This is a genomic window from Kitasatospora sp. NPDC051702, from assembly GCF_040681575.1.
GTDB lineage: Bacteria > Actinomycetota > Actinomycetes > Streptomycetales > Streptomycetaceae > Kitasatospora.
The window spans coordinates 79,404-98,727 of record NZ_JBFAZB010000026.1 but is presented as its reverse complement, the minus strand read 5'-3'; the positions used below and the strand labels follow the sequence as shown (position 1 = coordinate 98,727).

At 74.0% G+C, this 19,324-nt stretch carries 23 protein-coding genes; 10 read left to right on the top strand and 13 right to left on the bottom strand.

The genetic code is table 11. From position 1 onward, the window contains the following. Positions 1-96 precede the first annotated feature (96 nt). Positions 97-771: a FadR/GntR family transcriptional regulator gene (locus AB0N04_RS22130; protein ID WP_360211856.1), complete on the top strand. Its 675-nt coding sequence runs from the start codon at positions 97-99 to the stop codon at positions 769-771. 73 nt (positions 772-844) lie between these two features. Here the strand turns inward: AB0N04_RS22130 and fabI are convergent, their stop codons facing one another. Together fabI and fabG are read right to left on the bottom strand one after the other, a co-directional pair. Continuing rightward, complete coding sequence (fabI, locus tag AB0N04_RS22125; protein WP_360211854.1) at positions 845-1,612, bottom strand: enoyl-ACP reductase FabI; 768 nt, start codon at positions 1,610-1,612, stop codon at positions 845-847. A gap of 2 nt (positions 1,613-1,614) precedes the next feature. Further along, a complete protein-coding gene (gene fabG, locus AB0N04_RS22120) occupies positions 1,615-2,334 on the bottom strand; it encodes a 3-oxoacyl-[acyl-carrier-protein] reductase (protein ID WP_360211852.1) in 720 nt (239 codons plus the stop codon). Between the two features lie 318 nt (positions 2,335-2,652). Here fabG and AB0N04_RS22115 point away from each other — a divergent pair, with 318 nt between their 5' ends. From AB0N04_RS22115 to AB0N04_RS22090, 6 genes are all read left to right on the top strand, one after another. Next, positions 2,653-3,798: an MBL fold metallo-hydrolase gene (locus tag AB0N04_RS22115; protein ID WP_360211850.1), complete on the top strand. Its 1,146-nt coding sequence runs from the start codon at positions 2,653-2,655 to the stop codon at positions 3,796-3,798. A gap of 136 nt (positions 3,799-3,934) precedes the next feature. Then, entirely contained in the window at positions 3,935-5,488 is a 1,554-nt protein-coding gene (locus AB0N04_RS22110; protein ID WP_360211894.1) for a TldD/PmbA family protein, read from the top strand. Further along, positions 5,488-6,885, top strand: a complete 1,398-nt coding sequence (locus AB0N04_RS22105; RefSeq protein WP_360211848.1) for a metallopeptidase TldD-related protein — start codon at positions 5,488-5,490, stop codon at positions 6,883-6,885. The genes AB0N04_RS22110 and AB0N04_RS22105 overlap by 1 nt, the downstream gene beginning before the upstream one ends. Positions 6,886-6,917: 32 nt before the next feature. Then, positions 6,918-7,466, top strand: a complete 549-nt coding sequence (locus AB0N04_RS22100; protein WP_360211892.1) for an RNA 2'-phosphotransferase — start codon at positions 6,918-6,920, stop codon at positions 7,464-7,466. 188 nt (positions 7,467-7,654) lie between these two features. Next, the gene (locus tag AB0N04_RS22095; protein WP_360211846.1) at positions 7,655-8,056 is read left to right on the top strand and encodes a DUF3099 domain-containing protein; all 402 of its coding nucleotides are present in this window, start codon (positions 7,655-7,657) and stop codon (positions 8,054-8,056) included. A 277-nt stretch (positions 8,057-8,333) separates the two neighbouring features. Then, on the top strand, positions 8,334-8,579 hold the full coding sequence (locus AB0N04_RS22090) for a hypothetical protein (protein WP_360211844.1): 246 nt from the start codon (positions 8,334-8,336) through the stop codon (positions 8,577-8,579). A 7-nt stretch (positions 8,580-8,586) separates the two neighbouring features. On the opposite strand, the gene moaA is transcribed toward AB0N04_RS22090, so the two are convergent. The 4 genes from moaA to AB0N04_RS22070 form a co-directional block, all read right to left on the bottom strand. Further along, the gene (gene moaA, locus AB0N04_RS22085) at positions 8,587-9,576 is read right to left on the bottom strand and encodes a GTP 3',8-cyclase MoaA (RefSeq protein WP_360211842.1); all 990 of its coding nucleotides are present in this window, start codon (positions 9,574-9,576) and stop codon (positions 8,587-8,589) included. Positions 9,577-9,654: 78 nt separating this feature from the next. Continuing rightward, a complete protein-coding gene (locus AB0N04_RS22080; protein ID WP_360211840.1) occupies positions 9,655-11,259 on the bottom strand; it encodes a cation acetate symporter in 1,605 nt (534 codons plus the stop codon). Continuing rightward, complete coding sequence (locus AB0N04_RS22075; RefSeq protein ID WP_360211839.1) at positions 11,256-11,612, bottom strand: DUF485 domain-containing protein; 357 nt, start codon at positions 11,610-11,612, stop codon at positions 11,256-11,258. Before AB0N04_RS22075 ends, AB0N04_RS22080 begins: the two co-directional genes overlap by 4 nt. Positions 11,613-11,875: 263 nt before the next feature. Then, the gene (locus AB0N04_RS22070) at positions 11,876-12,919 is read right to left on the bottom strand and encodes a zinc-dependent alcohol dehydrogenase family protein (protein ID WP_360211837.1); all 1,044 of its coding nucleotides are present in this window, start codon (positions 12,917-12,919) and stop codon (positions 11,876-11,878) included. Positions 12,920-13,077: 158 nt separating this feature from the next. Between AB0N04_RS22070 and AB0N04_RS22065 the strand changes: the two genes are divergently transcribed. Together AB0N04_RS22065 and AB0N04_RS22060 are read left to right on the top strand one after the other, a co-directional pair. After that, positions 13,078-14,073 carry a DEDDh family exonuclease gene (locus AB0N04_RS22065; protein WP_360211835.1) on the top strand — a complete coding sequence of 332 codons (996 nt, stop codon included), beginning with the start codon at positions 13,078-13,080 and terminating at the stop codon, positions 14,071-14,073. Positions 14,074-14,104: 31 nt separating this feature from the next. Next, entirely contained in the window at positions 14,105-14,905 is an 801-nt protein-coding gene (locus AB0N04_RS22060) for an SURF1 family protein (RefSeq protein WP_360211833.1), read from the top strand. Between the two features lie 40 nt (positions 14,906-14,945). Here AB0N04_RS22060 and trxA read toward each other — a convergent pair whose 3' ends face one another. Further along, on the bottom strand, positions 14,946-15,278 hold the full coding sequence (gene trxA / locus AB0N04_RS22055; RefSeq protein ID WP_360211831.1) for a thioredoxin: 333 nt from the start codon (positions 15,276-15,278) through the stop codon (positions 14,946-14,948). 3 nt (positions 15,279-15,281) lie between these two features. Beyond that, the gene (locus tag AB0N04_RS22050; RefSeq protein ID WP_360211829.1) at positions 15,282-15,710 is read right to left on the bottom strand and encodes a MerR family transcriptional regulator; all 429 of its coding nucleotides are present in this window, start codon (positions 15,708-15,710) and stop codon (positions 15,282-15,284) included. Between the two features lie 167 nt (positions 15,711-15,877). Here AB0N04_RS22050 and AB0N04_RS22045 point away from each other — a divergent pair, with 167 nt between their 5' ends. Further along, on the top strand, positions 15,878-16,645 hold the full coding sequence (locus AB0N04_RS22045; RefSeq protein ID WP_360211827.1) for an SDR family oxidoreductase: 768 nt from the start codon (positions 15,878-15,880) through the stop codon (positions 16,643-16,645). A gap of 56 nt (positions 16,646-16,701) precedes the next feature. Here AB0N04_RS22045 and AB0N04_RS22040 read toward each other — a convergent pair whose 3' ends face one another. The 5 genes from AB0N04_RS22040 to AB0N04_RS22020 form a co-directional block, all read right to left on the bottom strand. Beyond that, the gene (locus tag AB0N04_RS22040) at positions 16,702-17,346 is read right to left on the bottom strand and encodes an alkaline shock response membrane anchor protein AmaP (RefSeq protein WP_360211824.1); all 645 of its coding nucleotides are present in this window, start codon (positions 17,344-17,346) and stop codon (positions 16,702-16,704) included. After that, a complete protein-coding gene (locus tag AB0N04_RS22035; RefSeq protein WP_360211821.1) occupies positions 17,343-17,954 on the bottom strand; it encodes a DUF6286 domain-containing protein in 612 nt (203 codons plus the stop codon). Before AB0N04_RS22035 ends, AB0N04_RS22040 begins: the two co-directional genes overlap by 4 nt. 173 nt (positions 17,955-18,127) lie before the next feature. Further along, the gene (locus AB0N04_RS22030; protein WP_360211818.1) at positions 18,128-18,478 is read right to left on the bottom strand and encodes an Asp23/Gls24 family envelope stress response protein; all 351 of its coding nucleotides are present in this window, start codon (positions 18,476-18,478) and stop codon (positions 18,128-18,130) included. Then, positions 18,478-18,669, bottom strand: coding sequence for a hypothetical protein (locus AB0N04_RS22025; protein ID WP_063349611.1), 192 nt, complete (start codon positions 18,667-18,669; stop codon positions 18,478-18,480). Before AB0N04_RS22025 ends, AB0N04_RS22030 begins: the two co-directional genes overlap by 1 nt. A 54-nt stretch (positions 18,670-18,723) precedes the next feature. Then, a complete protein-coding gene (locus tag AB0N04_RS22020; protein ID WP_360211815.1) occupies positions 18,724-19,230 on the bottom strand; it encodes an Asp23/Gls24 family envelope stress response protein in 507 nt (168 codons plus the stop codon). Positions 19,231-19,324: the final 94 nt, after the last annotated feature.

Below are 19,324 nucleotides of genomic sequence, written 5' to 3'. Positions count from 1 at the left end.
GGCATGATGTGCCGACCCCGTTCGTTCCCCCACCGGACGTCGGCCCCCACCGACCGGACCCGTTCGTCCTCCCACCCGCAGCCGCAAGGAGTCCCCGTGGCGCTGTCCTCGCCGAGGCGCACCCCCCTGTCCGACCAGGTGATCGCGCAGCTGCGCGCCCAGATCACCTCCGGGGAGTGGCCCGTCGGCTCGCGCATCCCGACCGAGGCCGCGCTGGTCGAGCAGCTCGGCGTCGCCCGCAACACCGTCCGCGAGGCCGTCCGCGCCCTCGCGCACAACGGGCTGCTCGACATCCGCCAGGGGTCCGGCACCTACGTGCTCGCCACCAGCGAACTCGCGGGGGTGATGCACCGCCGGTTCGCCGACGCCGACCAGGCCCAGGTCGCCGAGCTGCGGGCCGCCCTGGAGACCTCGGCGGCCGGCCTGGCCGCCGCCCGTCGCACCGACCGCGACCTCGGCCTGCTGGACGCCGCGCTGGACCGCCGCGAGGCCGCCTGGCACTCCGGCGACGCGGAGGACTTCGTCCAGGCCGACGCCGCGTTCCACCAGGCCGTGGTGGCCGCCGCCCACAACGACGTGCTCGCCGCCGTGTACGCCGACCTCGGCGAGGTCACCCGCGCCCACCTGCGGCACGACGTCGGCCCGGAGCTGATCGCCGAGCGTTACATCGGCCACGACACCATCCTCGACGCCATCCGGGCGGGCGACGCCCAGCGCGCCTCGGTCGAGGCCGGCCGCGCCATCGGCGCCTGCGGCCCGGCCGACGCCTGAGCGGCCCCGGACGCGGGAACGCCGCTGCCCGGCACCCCCACGGGGTACCGGGCAGCGGCGTACGGCGGAGCGGTCAGGCGCCGATGGCGTGCAGACCGCCGTCGACGTGGACGATCTCGCCGGTGGTCTTCGGGAACCAGTCCGACAGCAGCGCGACGACGCCGCGGCCGGCCGGCTCCGGGTCGCTCAGGTCCCACTTCAGCGGGGAACGGTGGTTCCAGGTGTCGGCCAGGTCGCCGAAGCCCGGGATGGACTTGGCGGCCATCGAACCGATCGGGCCCGCCGAGATCAGGTTGCAGCGGATGTCCCGCGAGCCCAGGTAGCGGGCCAGGTAGCGGTTGGTCGACTCCAGGGCGGCCTTGGCCGGGCCCATCCAGTCGTACTGCGGCCACGCGTACTGCGCGTCGAAGGTGAGGCCGACGACCGAGCCGCCGTCCTGCATCAGCGGCAGCAGCGCCATGGTCAGCGACTTCAGCGAGAAGGCCGAGACCTGCATCGCGGTGGCCACGGACTCCCACGGGGTGTCCAGGAAGTTGCCGCCCAGCGCGTCCTGCGGGGCGAAGCCGATCGAGTGGACGATGCCGTCCAGGGTCGGCAGGGTCTCGCGGACCTGGTCGGCGATGCCCGCCAGGTCCTCCTCGCTGGAGACGTCCAGCGACAGCACCTTGACCGGCTTCGGCAGCTTCTTGGCGATCCGCTCGGTCAGGCTCGGGCGCGGGAAGGCGGTGAGGATGATCTCCGCGCCCTGTTCCTGCGCCAGCCTGGCGGTGTGGAAGGCGATGGAGGACTCCATCAGCACACCGGTGATCAGGATCCGCTTGCCCTCGAGGATTCCACTCATGATCAGTGACCCATGCCCAATCCGCCGTCGACGGGAATGACGGCTCCGGTGATGTACGCGGCCTCGTCCGAACCGAGGAACCGCACGGTGGAGGCGACCTCGGCGGGCGACGCGTAGCGGCCCAGCGGCACGCCCGAGACGATCTCCGCGCGGCGCTCGTCGCTGAGCACGGCGGTCATGTCGGTGTCGACGAAGCCGGGGGCGACCACGTTGACGGTGATGTTGCGCGGGCCGAGCTCGCGCGCCAGCGAACGGGCGAAGCCGACCAGGCCCGCCTTGGACGCGGCGTAGTTCGCCTGGCCCGGCGAGCCGGAGAGGCCCACGACCGAGGAGATCAGCACCACGCGGCCCTTGCGGGCGCGCATCATCAGCTTGGAGGCGCGCTTCACGACCCGGAAGGCACCGGTCAGGTTGGTGTCCAGGACGGAGGTGAAGTCCTCCTCGGACATGCGCAGCAGCAGGGTGTCGTTGGTGATGCCCGCGTTGGCGACCAGCACCTGGACGGCGCCGTGCTTCTCCTCGATCTCGGTGAACGCGGCGTCGACCTGGGCGGCGTCCGTGATGTCGCAGCGCACCGCGAGGACGTCGTACTTCTCCAGGGCCTCGGGCACCTCGCCCGAGCGACTGGTGATGGCCACCTTGTCGCCGGCTTCGGCGAAGGCCTGGGCGATCGCGAGGCCGATGCCCCGGTTTCCTCCGGTGACGAGAACCGAGCGGCTCAACGATCCACCTCTCTCCGTGTGTGAGCGCGTACGTCGGAAACGCGTACGCAGTGTGACGCTATCGGGCGGTCGGCGGTGTCGACGCATCGAGCTCCCACAGCGCCGCACGATCGGAACTGTCGCAATCCGACAATCCGTACCCGGAGCGCCCGGTGCCCGCTCACCTGCCCCGATCGGGTCGAGGCCGGAGCCGGGCCGGGGGTACCGTACGGGAACAACACCCCCGGGCGCACCCGTTGCCCCCGTGGTGCGGACCGACCCGGGACCGGCCGTACCGCCTCCCCCCGTGAGTCCCGGCGAGGAACGAAGGCAGGGCGCATGACCAAGGCACGGCCCGGGAGCACCCCCCGGCGCGGACGACTGCTGGCCCTGACCGCCCTGGCGGCCGGCCTGGGAGCGGCCGCCTGGTCGCTGCGCGACCTGCCGGCGGCGTTCGGGCGCCGGCCCGACGGCGAGCGCGAGGAGCGGGTGCGCGACTCCCCGCAGTACCGCGACGGCGTCTTCCACAACGCCCCCTCGACCCTCGCCCGCGCCGCCGCCGGGCCGGGCTTCGACCGCGGGACGGCCCGGCGGATGCTGTTCGAGCGCGAGGGCCGCGTCCCCGCCAACCCGGTGCCCACCGTCCGCCCGGCCGGGGCCGCGGACGCCTGCGCCGAGGGGGTCGCGATCACCTGGTACGGGCACGCCTCGGCGCTGGTCGAGATCGAGGGCGCCCGGGTGCTGCTCGACCCGATCTGGAGCGATCGCTGCTCCCCGTCCGCGCACGTCGGGCCCAAGCGGCTGCACCCGGTGCCGGTCGAGCTGGAGGAGCTCCCGCAGGTCGACGCGGTGCTGATCTCGCACGACCACTACGACCACCTGGACATGGCGACGGTCAAGCGCCTGGTGCGCAGCCAGTCCGCGCCGTTCGCGGTGCCGCTGGGCATCGGCGGCCACCTGCGCCGCTGGGGCGTCCCGGAGCACCGGATCATCGAGCTGGACTGGGACGAGACCTGCACGCTCGGCGAGCTGGTGCTCACCCTCACCTCCGCGCACCACTTCTCCGGCCGCGGCCTGACCCGCAACACCACCCTGTGGGGCTCCTGGGTGATCGCCGGCCCGACCCGCAAGGTCTTCTACACCGGCGACTCCGGCTACTTCGAGGGCTACGCCAGGATCGGCGCCCAGCACGGCCCCTTCGACGCCGCACTGGTGCAGATCGGCGCCTACGACGCGGCCTGGGCCGACATCCACATGACCCCCGAGGACGCCGTGCTCGCCCACCGCGACCTCGGCGCCGGCCTGCTGGTGCCGGTGCACTGGTGCACCTTCAACCTCGGCCTGCACCCGTGGGCCGAGCCGGTGGAGCGGCTGCTGGCCGAGGCGAAGACGCAGGCCGTCCCGCTGGCCGTGCCGCGCCCCGGCGAGCGGGTCGACGTGGACAACCCGCCGGAGCTGGACGGCTGGTGGGAGGCGGTCGGCTGACCCGGCCGGCATGACGGCGGCGCACCGGTCGAAATGCGCTGGCCGAAACCCCCTGGACGGGCCATGATGCGGTGCGGGCGCCCCTGTGCGGCGCCGCACCGTCACCCTCCGCGACCAGGGAGCCCGATTGCCTCCGATCCCTCCGGCCGACAGCGTCGGCGCCCCGCACGGGCGCGCCGTCGACCCGCTGTTCCTCGAGCTGCCGCTGCGCACCCTCGCCGACGCCGCCCTCACCCGGGCCCGCGAACTCGGCGCCGGCCACGCCGACTTCCGCCTGGAGCGGGTCCGCAGCGCCTCCCGGCGACTGCGTGACGCCCGCCCGGCCGGCACCTCCGACAGCGTGCAGCTGGGCTTCGCCGTCCGGGTCCTGCTGGACGGCGCCTGGGGCTTCGCCGCCGGGGTCGACCTCACCCCCGCCGCGGCGGCGAGGGTGGCCGAGCAGGCCGTCGCGGTGGCCCGGCTCTCCGGGGGGATCAGCCGGACCGCGGGCTCCACCGAGCGGGTCGAGCTGGCCGACGAACCCGTCCACCGGGACGCCACCTGGGTCTCCTCCTACCGGGAGAACCCCTTCGAGGTGCCGGACGCGGAGAAGACGGCGCTGCTCGCCGACTGGAGCGCGCGGCTGCTGGCCGCCGAGGGCGTCTCGCACGTCCAGGCGAGCCTGCTGACCGTCCAGGAGAACAAGTTCTACGCGGACACCGCCGGCACCGTCACCACCCAGCAGCGGATCCGGCTGCACCCGACGCTGGAGGCCACCTCGGTGGACGAGCGCACCGGGGCCTTCGACTCGATGCGCACGCTGGCCCCGCCGGTCGGGCGCGGCTTCGAGTACCTGCGCGGCACCGGCTGGGACTGGGACGCCGAGCTCGCCGAACTGCCGTCCCTGCTCGCCGAGAAGATGCGGGCGCCCAGCGTCGAGGCCGGCCGCTACGACCTGGTGATCGACCCGTCCAACCTCTGGCTGACCATCCACGAGTCGATCGGCCACGCCACCGAGCTGGACCGCGCGCTCGGCTACGAGGCCGCCTACGCCGGCACCTCCTTCGCCACCTTCGACCGGCTGGGCTCGCTGAAGTACGGCTCCGAGCTGATGCACGTCACCGGCGACCGCACCGCCGAGCACGGCCTGTCCACCATCGGCTACGACGACGAGGGCGTCGCCACCCAGTCCTGGGACCTGGTCCGCGACGGCATCCTGGTCGGCTACCAACTCGACCGCGGCATGGCGCGGTTGAAGGGCTTCGAGCGCTCCAACGGGTGCGCCTTCGCGGACTCCCCGGCGCACGTGCCGGTGCAGCGGATGGCGAACGTCTCGCTCCAGCCCGCCGCGGGCGGCCCGGACACCGAGGGCCTGTTCGCCGGGGTGGAGAACGGCCTGTACATCGTCGGCGACCGCTCCTGGTCGATCGACATGCAGCGCTACAACTTCCAGTTCACCGGCCAGCGCGCCTACGCCATCCGCAACGGCGAACTCGCGGGCCAGGTCAAGGACTTCGCCTACCAGGCGACCACCACCGACTTCTGGGGCTCGATGACGGCGGTCGGCGGCCCGCAGACCTACGTCCTCGGCGGCGCCTTCAACTGCGGCAAGGCGCAGCCCGGCCAGGTCGCGGCGGTCAGCCACGGCTGCCCGTCGGCGCTGTTCCGCAACGTCAACGTGCTCAACACCCAGCAGGAGGCGGGTCACTGATGACCGCGATGCAGCCCCACGAACTCGTCGAGCTGGCACTCGGCCTCTCCCGCGCCGACGGCTGCGTGGTGATCGCCGACGAGGAGTCCACCGCCAACCTGCGCTGGGCCGGCAACGCGCTGACCACCAACGGCGTCACCCGCGGCCGCAGCCTCACCGTGATCGCCACGGTGGCCGGCGCCGAGGGCACCGCGTCCGGCGTGGTCTCCCGCGAGGCCGTCGCCCCGGAGGAGGTGGAGGGCCTGGTCCGGGCCGCCGAGGAGGCCGCCCGCGCGGCCGGCCCGGCGGAGGACGCCCAGCCGCTGCCCACCGGGCGGCCGTCCTCGCCGCACTTCACCGAGCCGCCCCGCGAGACCTCGATCGAGGTGTTCGACGCCTTCGGTCCGGCCCTCGGCGAGGCCTTCGCCCGGGCGGCCGCGCAGGGCGAGCTGCTGTACGGCTTCGCCCGGCACGAGATCGTCACCAGCTACCTGGGCACCTCGACCGGCCTGCGGCTGCGGCACGACCAGCCGACCGGCATGGTCGAGATCAACGCCAAGACCGCCGACCTGTCCGGCTCGGCCTGGGCCGGCGCCGCCACCCGGGACTTCACCGACGTGGACGTCGCCGCCCTGCACACCGAGCTGACCAAGCGCCTCGGCTGGGGCGCCCGCCGGGTGGACCTGCCGGCCGGCCGGTACGAGACGCTGCTGCCGCCCTCGGCGGTGGCCGACCTGATGATCTACATGCACTGGTCCTCCGGCGGCCGGGATGCCCACGAGGGCCGGACGGTCTTCTCCCGGCCCGGCGGCGGCACCCGGATCGGCGACAAGCTCGCCGCCCTGCCCCTGACGCTGCGCTCCGACCCGGCCGAACCCGGCCTGGAGACGGCCCCGTTCGTCCTCACCCACTCCACCGGCGGCGACTCCTCGGTCTTCGACAACGGTCTGCCGATCACCGCCACCGAGTGGATCCGCGAGGGCGCCCTGGCCGACCTGGTCACCAGCCGGCATTCCGCCGGCCTCAGCGGGCTGCCGCTGCGCCCGGCCGGCGACAACCTGGTGCTGGAGGCGGCCGACCAGGACGCCGCGCCGACCCTGGACGAGATGATCGCCCGCACCCGGCGCGGCCTGCTGCTCACCTGCCTCTGGTACATCCGCGAGGTGGACCCGGCGACGCTGCTGCTCACCGGCCTGACCAGGGACGGCGTCTACCTGGTCGAGGACGGCGAGGTCGTCGGCGCGGTCAACAACTTCCGGTTCAACGAGTCCCCGGTGGACCTGCTGGGCCGGATCACCGAGGCGGGCCGCACCGAACGCTGCCTGCCCCGCGAGTGGAACGACTACTTCACCCGCACCGCGATGCCACCCGTGCGTGTCGCGGACTTCAACATGAGTTCGGTCAGCCAGGCCTCATAGCCGGCGGCCGACGGGGGGATACGAGAGACATGATGGACGAGAAGCGGCTGGTCAAGACGAGCAAGATGCTGTCGCGCATCCTGCGGCACGACCCCGACCGGGTGGGCATCACCCTGGACGGGGCCGGCTGGGTCGGCATCGACGTGCTGCTCGGCGCGCTCGCGGCCAAGGGCAACCGGCTGACCAGGGCCGAGCTCGACCACGTGGTGGCCACCAACAACAAGCGCCGCTTCGGCTACTCCGCGGACGGTCTCTCGATCCGCGCCAACCAGGGGCACACGGTGGCGGTCGACCTCGGTCTGTCCGCTACCGTGCCGCCCCCGGTCCTGTACCACGGCACCGCCGACCGCCACCTGGCGTCGATCTTCCACGAGGGCCTGCGCCCGATGGCGCGCCAGGACGTCCACCTGTCCGCGGACACCGAGACGGCGGTGCGGGTGGGCGCCCGGCACGGCCGCCCGGTCGTGCTCACCGTGAACGCGGCCGCGATGTCGGCGGCCGGCCACGAGTTCCGGATCAGCGACAACGGGGTCTGGCTCACCGACGCCGTCCCCCCGCAGTACCTCTCCCGACGGCCGTGACGGCCCCGGCCGCCGGCCCCGCCGGGCCCGGACGCGCCGCCCGCCCTCCCCGACTGCGCCGGACAGGCCAGTAGCAGACCCGACCGGGTGGGCCCCGCCCACCCGGTCTCGTCGCCGCCCGCGCCCGGGCGTACCGTGAGGAGGCCGCGCGGCGAGGCGCGCGGGTGCGTGGACGAGGGCGGTAGGACATGGGCAAGGGCGCCGGCGGTGGGCAGGTCCACCGGATCACGGAGGCTCGCAGCAGCCTCACCGAGGACGTCCGCGGGCGGCAGCGCCGCTACGTGGTCTCCATGCTGCTCCGGACGGTCTGCGTGCTGCTCGCGGTGGTGCTGTGGGACGTCCAGCGCTGGCTGGCGTTCGGGGCGCTGGCCGGCGCCGTGCTGCTGCCCTACTTCGCCGTGCTGATAGCCAATGCCGGCCGGGAGCGGGCCCCCGGTCTGCCGAGCACCTTCGACATCCCGGCCGACACCCCGCTGATGCTCGGCCCGGGCGGGACGGGTGGGGCGGGTGCGGCGGGTGCGGCGGGTGCGGCCACCGGTGCGGCAGGGGCCGCGGGGGCTGCCACCGATCCTTCACAGAACGCGGGCTGAGCGCCCGGTTCACGGGGGTTGCTGGCGGTTCGGCTCAGGGAAAGCTCAAAAGAAGCTCAGATTAATCATGCAGGACCTCCCCAAGCGGGCCCCCCGGCGTGACATACTGCGTACGCGCTCCGCATCCCCCGTCGGAGCGACGGACCGACGCCGGGCGGCTCCCCCCGTGGCTGCCCGGCGTCGCCATGCCCCGATCCGGACGGCCCCGACCCGGGCGGCCGGAGGCACGTGAAAGACTGGCGGTGCAGACCACCCGCCAACGTTCGAGGACGGCCCGATGGACACCCCGCAGACCCCGATCTGCTCCGCCAAGGGCTGCCGGGCGGACGCCCTCTGGGTGCTGGCGTGGAACAACCCGAAGCTGCACACCCCGGACCGCCGCAAGACCTGGCTCGCCTGCGAGGAGCACCGCGAGTCGCTGTCCCAGTTCCTGGGGGTGCGCGGCTTCCTCAAGGAGGTCGTCGCCTTCGCCGACTGGACTCCCGAGACCTCCGAGACGTCCGGGACCTCCGAGGCCTCCTGACGCCGGCTCAGCCGCCGATCGCCGACATCGGCCGCTCGGGCTGGTGGAACTCCGGGTCGTCGATGCCGGCCCCGGCCTTCTTGCCCCACATCGCCGCCCGCCACAGCGCACCGAGCTCGGCGTCGTCCGCGCCCGAGCGCAGGGCGGTGCGCAGGTCCGTCTCCCCGGTCGCGAACAGGCAGTTGCGCACCTGACCGTCGGCGGTCAGCCGGGTCCGGTCGCAGGCCCGGCAGAACGGGCGGGTGACGGAGGCGATCACGCCCACCCGGCCCGGGCCGCCGTCCACCACCCAGCGCTCGGCGGGCGCCGCACCGCGGCGCGCGGAGGGCTCGGGCGTGAGCGTGAAGCGCGCGCGGAGCAGGTCCAGGATCTCCTCGGCGGTGACCATCGAGGAGCGGTCCCAGCCGTGCTGGGCGTCCAGCGGCATCTGCTCGATGAAGCGGAGCTCGTAGCCGCGCTCCAGGCACCAGGACAGCAGGTCGGCCGCCTCGTGGTCGTTGACCCCGCGCATCAGCACCGCGTTCAGCTTGACCGGCGCCAGCCCGGCCGCCTCCGCGGCGGCCAGTCCGTCCAGCACGTCCTGGTGGCGGTGGCGGCGGGTGAGGGTGTGGAACACCTCCGGGTCGAGGGTGTCCAGGGAGACGTTGACCCGGTCGAGCCCGGCCGTGCGCAGCGCGGTGGCCGTCCTGGCCAGGCCTATGCCGTTGGTGGTGAGGGAGAGCTCGGGGCGCGGCTCCAGCTCGGAGCAGGCCGCGACGACGGCGACCAGCCCGGGGCGCAGCAGCGGCTCGCCACCGGTGAAGCGGACCTCCCGGACGCCCAGGTCGCGCACGGCGACGGTGACCAGCCGGACGATCTCCTCGTCGGTGAGCAGGTCGGGCTTGGCCAGCCACTGCAGGCCCTCCTCGGGCATGCAGTAGGTGCACCGCAGGTTGCACCGGTCGGTGAGGGATACCCGCAGGTCGACGGCCTGTCGTCCGAAGGTGTCGAGCAGCACGTGCGTCCCTTCCCGAGAATGCGGCCGGCCCGGCCACCGTCACGGCGGGGCCGGGCCAGCATAGTCATCCCCGGATGATCAGTGGGCGCCCAGCCCGGTCAGCGAGCGGACCTCCAGTTCAGCGTACTTCGCCGGGTCGGCTCGTTCCTTCGACAGCAGGGTGCCGATCCACCCCGCCAGGAAGCCGACCGGGATGGAGACCAGGCCGGGGTTCTCCAGCGGGAACCAGTGGAAGTCGGAGTGCGGGAAGAGCGACTTCTCCCCGCCGGAGACGACCGTGGAGAAGACCACCAGCAGCACCGAGCTGATCAGGCCGGCGTACACCGAGCTGACCGCGCCGACGGTGGTGAAGCGCTTCCAGAACAGCGAGTAGAGCAGGGTGGGCAGGTTCGCCGAGGCGGCCACCGCGAAGGCCAGGGCGACCAGGGCGGCGGTGTTGAGCTTGTCCGCGAAGAGGCTGAGCACGATCGAGACGGCGCCGATCGCCACCGCGGCCCACTTCGCCGAGCGCACCTCCTCCTTCTCGCTGGCCTTGCCGCGGCGGATCACGTTGGCGTACAGGTCGTGCGCGAAGGAGGCCGAGGAGGCCAGGGTCAGACCGGCGACCACGGCGAGGATGGTGGCGAACGCCACGGCCGAGATCACCGCGAGCAGGACGGCGCCGCCGGTGGTGCCGACCCCGCCGAGCGCCTCGGCCAGCTGCGGGGCCGCGGTGTTGCCGGCCGGGTTGGCCGCCTTGATCGCCTTGGAGCCGACCAGGGCCGCGGCACCGAAGCCGAGCGCCAGGGTCATCAGGTAGAAGACGCCGATGATGCCGATCGCCCAGAGCACCGACTTCCGGGCGACCTTGGCGGTGGGCACGGTGTAGAAGCGGACCAGGATGTGCGGCAGGCCCGCGGTGCCGAGCACCAGCGCGATGCCGAGGCTGATGAAGTCGAGTTTGGCGGTGCCGCTGCCGTACTTCTGCCCCGGCTGGAGGAAGGCCTCGCCCTTGCCGCTGGCGCTCGCCGCCGCGCCCAGCAGCTCGGAGGGGTTGAAGTGGTACTTGGCGAGCACCATGACGGTCATCAGCGCGGCGCCGGCGATCAGCAGCACCGCCTTGACGATCTGCACCCAGGTGGTGCCCTTCATGCCCCCTATCACCACGTAGACCACCATCAGCGCGCCGACCGCGACGATGGTCCAGCGCTTGGCCGCGTCACCGTTGACCCCGAGCAGCAGGGCGACCAGCGTCCCGGCGCCGACCATCTGGGCGAGCAGGTAGAAGATCGACACCACGATGGTGGAGACGCCGGCCGCGGTGCGCACCGGGCGCTGGCGCATCCGGAAGGCGAGCACGTCCGCCATGGTGAACCGGCCGGAGTTGCGCAGGGGTTCGGCGATCAGCAGCAGCGCGACCAGCCAGGCGACCAGGAAGCCGATCGAGTAGAGGAAGCCGTCGTAGCCGGCCAGCGCGATGGTGCCGGCGATGCCGAGGAAGGAGGCGGCGGACATGTAGTCGCCGGAGATGGCCAGGCCGTTCTGGAAGCCGGTGAAGCCTCGACCCCCGGCGTAGAAATCGGCGGCGCTGCGGGTCTGCCGTCCGGCCCAGACGGTGATGCCCAGGGTGGCCAGGACGAAGAGCCCGAACAGGGTCATCGTCAGGCCGCGGTGCTCGGTGGCGGAACTGGCGAGCAAGGTCATTCGGCGGACTCCCGGGGGGCGTGGACGACGGCGCCGTGGGCCTCGCGGATCGCGGCGGCGGGCGGGTCGATCCGCCGGTCCGCGTAGCGGGCGTACCAACCGGCGATGACGAAGGTGGTGACGAACTGCAGGAGCCCCAGCACCAGGGCCACGTTGACGTGCCCGAGGACCTTGGTGCCCATCAGGCCCGGGGCGTAGCAGGAGAGCAGGACGTAGAGCAGGTACCAGAGCACGAAGCCGATGGTGACCGGGAAGGCGAAGCTCCGGAACGAGCGCCGTAGGGCGCGGAACTCCGCACTGTCATCGATGAGTTGGACATCCGTAGGGGCAGTGGTGATCGGCGGCGAATCCACTCTCTGGTCTCCTCACTCCTTCGGCGTAGCGGTCGCACATGAGGAACGATCCGACGTGAGGGGCGTCACATTCCGTGTGCGCGCCGCGCAATGCTAGGAGCGTCGTGCCCGCCCCGAAAGGGGTTGACCGCGATCAGCCAGCCGTTCACCCCCTCGCACTATCCAATTGGCCGAAAACCACCACTCGCGTCACGTCCGGCACACCACCCGCACACGCGGAAGGGGTGGCACCGCCCAGCGGTGCCACCCCTTCTGACGGATCGTCAGAACGCGATGCGGACCTTCAGCGCCGACCGGTCGTCCATCGCCCGGTAGCCGTCCGGGACGCCGTCGAGGTCCACGGTGCGGTCGAAGACCAGGCCCGGCTCGATGGCACCGGACAGGACGTCGGGCAGCAGCTCCGGGATGTAGGCGCGGGCCGGGGCGACCCCACCGTTCAGCGAAACGTTTCGGCCGAACATCTGACCGATGTCGACGCCCGCGCTGCCGCCGTGCGGAACGCCGACGTAGCCCACCGCACCGCCGTCCCGGGTGATCGACACGGCCGTGCGCATCGACTCCTCGGTCCCGACCGCCTCCAGCACCGCGTGCGCGCCCTGCCCGCCGGTCAGCTCCTTCACGGCCTCGATCGCCGCCTCGCCGCGCTCGGCCACCACGTCCGTCGCGCCGAAGCGCCGGGCCAGATCGGTCCGGGCGGCGTGCCGGCCCAGCGCGATGATCCGGCCCGCGCCCAGCCGGTGCGCCGCCAGCACGCCGCACAGGCCTACCGCGCCGTCACCGACCACCGCGACCGTCGCGCCCGGGCGGACCCGCGCCGACACCGCCGCGTGGTGCCCGGTGGCCATCACGTCCGACAGCGCCAGCAGGCCCGGCAGCAGCTTCTCGTCGCCCGCGGCCTCCTTCGGGAGCTTCACCAGCGTGCCGTCGGCGAACGGCACCCGCACCGCCTCGCCCTGACCGCCGTCCGACCCGACCTGGCCCCAGAACCCGCCGTGCGGGCAGGAGGTCTGCAGGCCCTCCCGGCAGAAGTCGCAGCTGCCGTCCGACCAGACGAAGGGCGCCACCACCAGGTCCCCGGGCGCGAAGCCGCGCACCTCCGCACCGGCCTCCTCGACCACGCCGAGGAACTCGTGCCCGATCCGCTGCCCCGCCACCCGCTGGGCCACCCCGCGGTACGCCCACAGGTCGCTGCCGCAGATGCAGGCGTTCACCACCCGGACCACCACGTCCGTCGGGTGCTGGATCACCGGGTCCGGGACCTCTTCGATCCGGATGTCGTTGGGGCCGTGGATCACGGTGGCGCGCATGGGTGTTCGTCCTTACGGAGACGGCCGTCAGGGGTGTCGGCGGCCTGGGGATCGGGGTCGACCGGATGTACGACACCGATGCGGACCACTCTATTCCGGCCGGTCGGCGGCAACATTTCGACCGGGGCGGTGCCCGGCGGCGCTTATCCTGTTGGACCATGCAACCGATCCAGCCCGAGACCCACGGCGCGCCGCGGACCGCCCCGGTCCCCGCCCAGCGCTCCGCCGACCCCTCCCCGGGGTTCGCGGTGGTCGACGTCGAGACCACCGGCCTCGGCCGCTCGGACCGCGTCATCTCGGCGGGTGTCTACCAGCTGGACCACGACGGCGAGGTCACCGACCACTGGTACACCCTGGTCAACCCCGAGCGGGACCCGGGCCCGGTCTGGATCCACGGGCTCACCGCCGAGCTGCTCGACGGCGCCCCGACCTTCCCGCAGATCGCCGACGACTTCGCCGACCGGCTCCGCGGCCGCGTGCTGGTCGCCCACAACGCGCTCTTCGACTGGAACATGATCTCCCGCGAGTTCTCCCGGGCCGGCCTGCGCGCCCCGGTCGAGCAGCGGATCTGCACCATGGTGCTCTCCCGCGACCTGCGCCTGCCGCTGCCCAACGGCAAGCTGTCCTCGCTGGCCGCCCACTTCGGCGTCCGGCAGCAGCAGGCGCACAACGCCCTCGACGACGCCCGGGTGCTCGCCGAGGCGTTCCGCCCCAGCCTGCGGCTGGCCCGCCTCGGCGGAGTCCCGCTGCCGCTGCAGACCTGCGTCGCCGTGACCGACCTCGGCGAGGAGGAGCCCGCCGCCCCCGGCCGCGCCTCCTGGACCGGCGCCGCCTACCGCCAGGCCAAGAAGCGCCCGCCCTGCCCGTACCCCAACCCGGGGCGCTGGGAGGACGGCAAGCCGCTCGTGCAGGGCATGCGGGTGGCCTTCACCGGCGACACCGCCACCGACCGCGAGCTGCTGGAGGACCGCGCCGTCGAGGCCGGCCTGCACATCGCCACCTCGGTGAGCCGGCTCACCAGCCTGCTGGTCACCAACGAACCCGGCAGCTGGAGCGGCAAGGCCCGCCGGGCCCGGGAGGTCGGCACCCCGGTGGTCGGCGAGGACGCCTTCCTGCAGCTGCTGCGCGAGGTAGCCCCGCACCCCGGTGCGTGAGCCCGTTGTGAGGTCGGCGTACCGTGCCCATGTGTACCGTTTTCTGCTGACCCGGCAGTGGCTGATCACCATGCTGATCGCGTTGCTGCTGATCCCCGCCACGATCGAGCTGGGCTTCTGGCAGCTCCACCGCCACGAGGCGCGGGTGGCCCGCAACGAGCTGATCGGCAGGGCCCTCACCGCCGCCCCGGTGCCGTTCGACACCCTGTCGACCGCGCCCGGCACCGCGGTGCCCAAGGACCTCACCTGGCGCGCGGTGACGGCCACCGGTCGGTACGACACGGCGCACGAGTTCGTGGTCCGCAAGCGGACCGACAGCAACGGCACCATCGGCTACTTCGTGGTCACCCCGTTGAAGCTCTCCGACGGCCGGGGCGACGTCCTGGTCAACCGCGGCTGGGTCGCCTCCGGCGACGACGCCACCGCCTACCCGCCGGTCCCGGCCGCCCCGGGCGGCGAGGTCACCCTGACCGGCCGGCTGCGCGCCGACGAGACCAGCGCCGGCAGCGGCATCAGGGACCGGGCCGGACTGCCCGACCGCCAGTTCAACCTGATCAGCACCGCCCAGCAGGCCGAGGACACCGGCGCCACGCTGCTCGGCGGTTACCTGGAGCTCACCGCCACCGCACCGGCCCCGGCCGACCAGCCCCAGCTGATCCCCGAGCCCAACCACTCCGACATCGGCCCGCACATGGCGTACGCGATCCAGTGGTGGCTCTTCACCGCGATGATCCCGGTCGGGGTCTGGGTCCTGGCCCGCCGCGAGGCCAGGGACCGCGCCAAGCAGGCCGCCGAGGCCGCGGCCCCGGTCGAGCCCGTCCCGGCGGCCTAGCCGGGCGCCGCCGCTCCTGATCGCCGCCGGCCGGGCCGGTTCACAGGACGTCGGCCAGCTCGCGCAGCAGCCGCGCCTTCGCCCGGGCACCGACCACCGAGCGCACCGGCTCACCGGCGCGGAACACCATCAGCGTCGGCATCGACAGCACCCCGTACGCCGCCTGGGTGCGCGGATTGTGGTCCACGTCCAGACTGACCACCCGCAGCCGGTGCGCCTCCTCGCGGGCGATGTCCGCCAGCACCGGCGCCATCATCCGGCAGGGCGGGCACCAGTCCGCCGTGAAGTCCACCAGCACCGGCCCCTCGGCCTGCAGCACCTGCTCGGCGAACGTGTCGTCCGTCACCGCCGGCACTCCGGGAATCCGCACCATCGTCTACTCCTCCACCCACTCGGTCGACAGTCCACACTGCGGCGGCCGCTGCCCGGAGGCCTCGGCCGCGAGCCCGTCCCGGGCCCTGACGGCCCGCTCGAACTGCCCGGCGACCCGCTCCCGGGCCTCCTGCAGCCGGGCGATGCACTCGTCCAGCTCGGCCAGCTTGCGCCGGTACACCTCCAGCGAGGCCGGACAGGAGTCCCCCTCGGGGTGGCCCGCCTGCAGGCACTCCACGAAGGGCCGGGTCTCCTCGAGGCCGAACCCGGCGTCCTGCAGGGTCCGGATCTGCCGCAGCAGCCGCAGGTCCCGCTCGTCGTACGCCCGGTACCCGTTGCCCGCCCGCCGGGCCGGCAGCAGACCGAGCTGCTCGTAGTAGCGCAACGCCCGGGTGGTCGTCCCCGCGCGCTCCGCCAGCTCCCCGATCCGCATGCCCGCCCCCGCTCTCCCGACCGCCTCCGCGCGCCGCCACGTCCGACGGTAGACCTTGACGCCGACGTCAACGCCAGCGCCTCGGGCGCCCTCCCCGCCTCCGCGGCGGCACCACCGACCCACCCCGCCTGCTGTCCCGGTCACCCGCCACCCGGCAGGATGGGCCCATGGATCTTGGACTGAAGGACAGGGCGTACGTGGTCACCGGCGCAACCCGGGGCCTCGGCCTCGCCAGTGCCCGGGAGCTGGCCGCCGACGGCGCGCGGGTGCTGGTGAGCGGCCGGAGCAAGGAGTCGGTGGACGCGGCCGTCGCCGAGCTGGACTCCCTCGGCGGCGGGCGCGCCCACGGCCTGGTCGCCGACAACGCCGACCCGGCCACCGCCGGGCGCCTGGTCGCGGAGGCGACCGCCCACTTCGGCCGGCTCGACGGCGTGCTGATCAGCGTCGGCGGCCCGCAGGCCGGCCAGGTGGTCGGCGCGCCCGAGGAGGCCTGGCGGGACGCGTTCGAGTCGGTCTTCCTCGGTGCCCTGCGGATCGCCCGCGCGGCCGCCGAGGCGCTCGGCGACGGCGGCGTGATCGGCTTCGTGCTCTCCGGCTCGGTGCGCCAGCCGATCCCCGGCCTGGGCATCTCCAACGGCCTGCGCCCCGGGCTGGCGATGGCCGCCAAGTCCCTCGCGGACGAGCTGGGCCCGCGCGGCATCCGGGTGGTGGGGCTGCTCCCGGCCCGGATCGACACGGACCGCGTCCGCGAGCTGGACTCCCTGGGCGGCGATCCGGACGGCGCCCGCGCCCAGGCCTCCGCCGCGATCCCGCTCGGCCGCTACGGCACCCCGGAGGAGTTCGGCAAGGTCGCGGCCTTCCTGCTCTCCCCCGCCGCCTCCTACCTGACGGGCGTGATGGTGCCCGTGGACGGCGGCGCCCTGCGCACCCTCTGAGGAGCGCTCGGGGCGCGGGGCGGCCGCCCGGTCGGACGGGCCCCCGCGCCTCCGGCTCACTCCACCCGAGGGTGCCCGCGGCGCCGTCCGCGGCGCCGCGCGGGCTCGGTCGGGGCGGCCTGGAGGACCCTGATCCGCAGGTCGGCCGGCAGCTCCGGCAGACCGAGACTGCTGCAGGCGTCCGCCCTGGGGCCGGTCTCGAAGTGTTCGACCAGCGCCGCCGGGTCGCCGCCCGGGGTGAGCCGGACGGCGCCGCGCAGCCGGTGGCGGCCGGACGCCCGCACCAGGTGCACCCCGGCCCGCTCCACCTCGGGGAGAGTGGCCGTCCCGGTCTCGAGCGCCTCCTCCAGCGCCCGGGTGCGGATCCGCAACCGCAGACCGGTGGCACCGGGCGTCGGCACGGAGATGTCGCCCGGGCCGCTGCGCCGCAGCTGGGCCACCAGCCACCAGGCGGTGCCGACGACGATCACGGTCAGCCCGCCGATGACGACGGGCCACCACCAGACGGCGCCCGACCAGCGGCCGCGCGCGGCGGCACTGAGCACCGGCCGGCCGGGCGCGGCGAGGGGCCACCGGCCCGGCGGGTGGACACCGAGCCGCCCGTACAGGTCGAGCCCTCCGGCGAGGACCAGGAGCCCGACGGCCAGCAGCACCGCGCCGACCACCCCGAGCAGCACCCGGTTGACGGTCGTCCGTCTCATCCCGCGGCCCCCGTTCCCGTTCCCGTCCCCGGAGTCTCCGTCTCGGGCATCTCCGTCCCCGTCTCGGACGTCCCCGTCCCCGGAGTCTCCGTCTCGGACGTCCCCGTCTCCGGCTCGGGCGCGACGTCCCGTGCCGCTCCGCCTGCCGACCGGACGTCGAGCTGCGGCGGCCGGGCCAGGGTCACCCGGGCCAGCTCGTCGCGCAGTTGTCGCTCCACCAGCGCCGGATCGGCGCTCCCGGTGAGGGTGACCCGGATCCGCCGGCGGCTGAGACGGATCTTCAGGTGGTCGACGCCGGGGAGCCCGGCGGCCCGGTCGGCGAGCAGGTGTCCGATGCCGGCCCGGTCGATGGTGGCACCGGTCCCGCCGTGCGGGCGCAACGGGAGCCAGCGGCCGAGCCCGGGGGCGAGGGCGAGCCAGAGCAGGGTGCCGCCGAGCAGCACGGCGACGCCAGCGCCCACCAGGACCCACGGGTCGTCCAGGTGCCGGGTGGCCAGTTCGTCGGCGATCCGGGCGCGCCACCGCCGGGCGGGGAGCCCGGCGCGGACGGCGATCACGTCGTAGAGCAGTGCCCCGGCGACCACCAGCACGACGGTGGCGACGATCACCGCCGCGGTGGTCCGGGGTGCCCGCGGCCGCCGCACCCTGGGCGCCGCCTCGTCCTCCGGGCCCCCCGGGCCGTCCGGCGGCGCCTCCGGAGGCCCCTCCGCCACCGGGCCCTGCGCCTGCACCGGCCCGTCCGCGGACCCGCCGGCCGGCCGGCCCCCGGGCCCGTCCGCGGTCACGACGCTCCCCCGGCGACCAGCCGTTCGACGACGACGACCACCTCGGAGACCCTGGTCCCGGTGAACCCGGCGACCTGGGCGGCGACGCGCTCGCGCACGGCCCGGGCGAGCGCGGCGAGGTCGGCGGGGAAGGGCAGCTCGACGGCGACCCGCACGGTCACGGTGCTGCCGGGCGTGGCGACCGTGACGCTCGGCGGCGCGCCCTCGGCGCTGCGGCCGGTCCAGACGTCGGCGAGCGCCTCCCGGGCGGCGCGGGCGGCGATCCGGGCGTACACCCGGTCGGCGATCCGCAGGCGCCCCCGGACGGCGGGTTCACGGCGGCGGGCAGCGGGGGCCGGGGCCGCCATCAGCGGCGCCGGTCGCGGCCGCGGAGCAGGTCGCCGAGGTCACCGAGTTCGATGTCGCCCTCCAGGAGGCGCCCGGCCACGAAGCCGACCAGCCCGAGGGCGGCCACCAGCAGGAACGCCGCGAACCCGCCGAAGTACCCGGCGAAGCCGAGGGCCATGCCCACCACCAGGCCGACGATGGCCAGGTTCATCCGCTCACTCCTCGTCTCCCGCTGCCGCCCGCCGTCGGGCGCCGCCTGAACCCGCTATCTGAGCTTGGGCCGCTGCCCCGCCGGAACGGTCTCCTCTTCCTCCTCCTCGACGTCCGGCTCGTCGGGGAGGTGGACGTCGTTGACCGCGATGTTGACCTCGACGACCTCGAGGCCGGTCATCCGCTCGACCGCGTCGATGATGTTCTCCCGCACCTGACGGGCGAGTTCGGGGATGACCACGCCGTACTCGACGACCAGCGCGATGTCGATGGCGGTCTGCTTCTCGCCGACCTCGGCCTTGATGCCCCGCCCGATGCTGGACTTGCCGCCGGGCACCCGGTCGCGCATCGCGCCGAAGGTGCGGGCGAGGCCGGAGCCGAGGGCGTGGATCCCGGAGACCTCGCGGGCGGCCATGCCGGCGATCTTCTCGACCACGCCGACGGCCAGGGCCGTGCGGCCCCGTTCGCCGACCGCCCTCCGGCTCTCGGCCGCTGCGGGGGCGGCGGGGGCGGCGGCTCCGGCGTTCTTGTGCATGGTGGCGGGTGTCGGAGTGTCAGGCATGGGGCGGGTCTCCCGTCGTCACGGCTCCAGCTATATCGCAGATCCCCCCAACTCTGGCATTTCGCCACGTTTCGCGCCCGCCGGGAACGGCGGA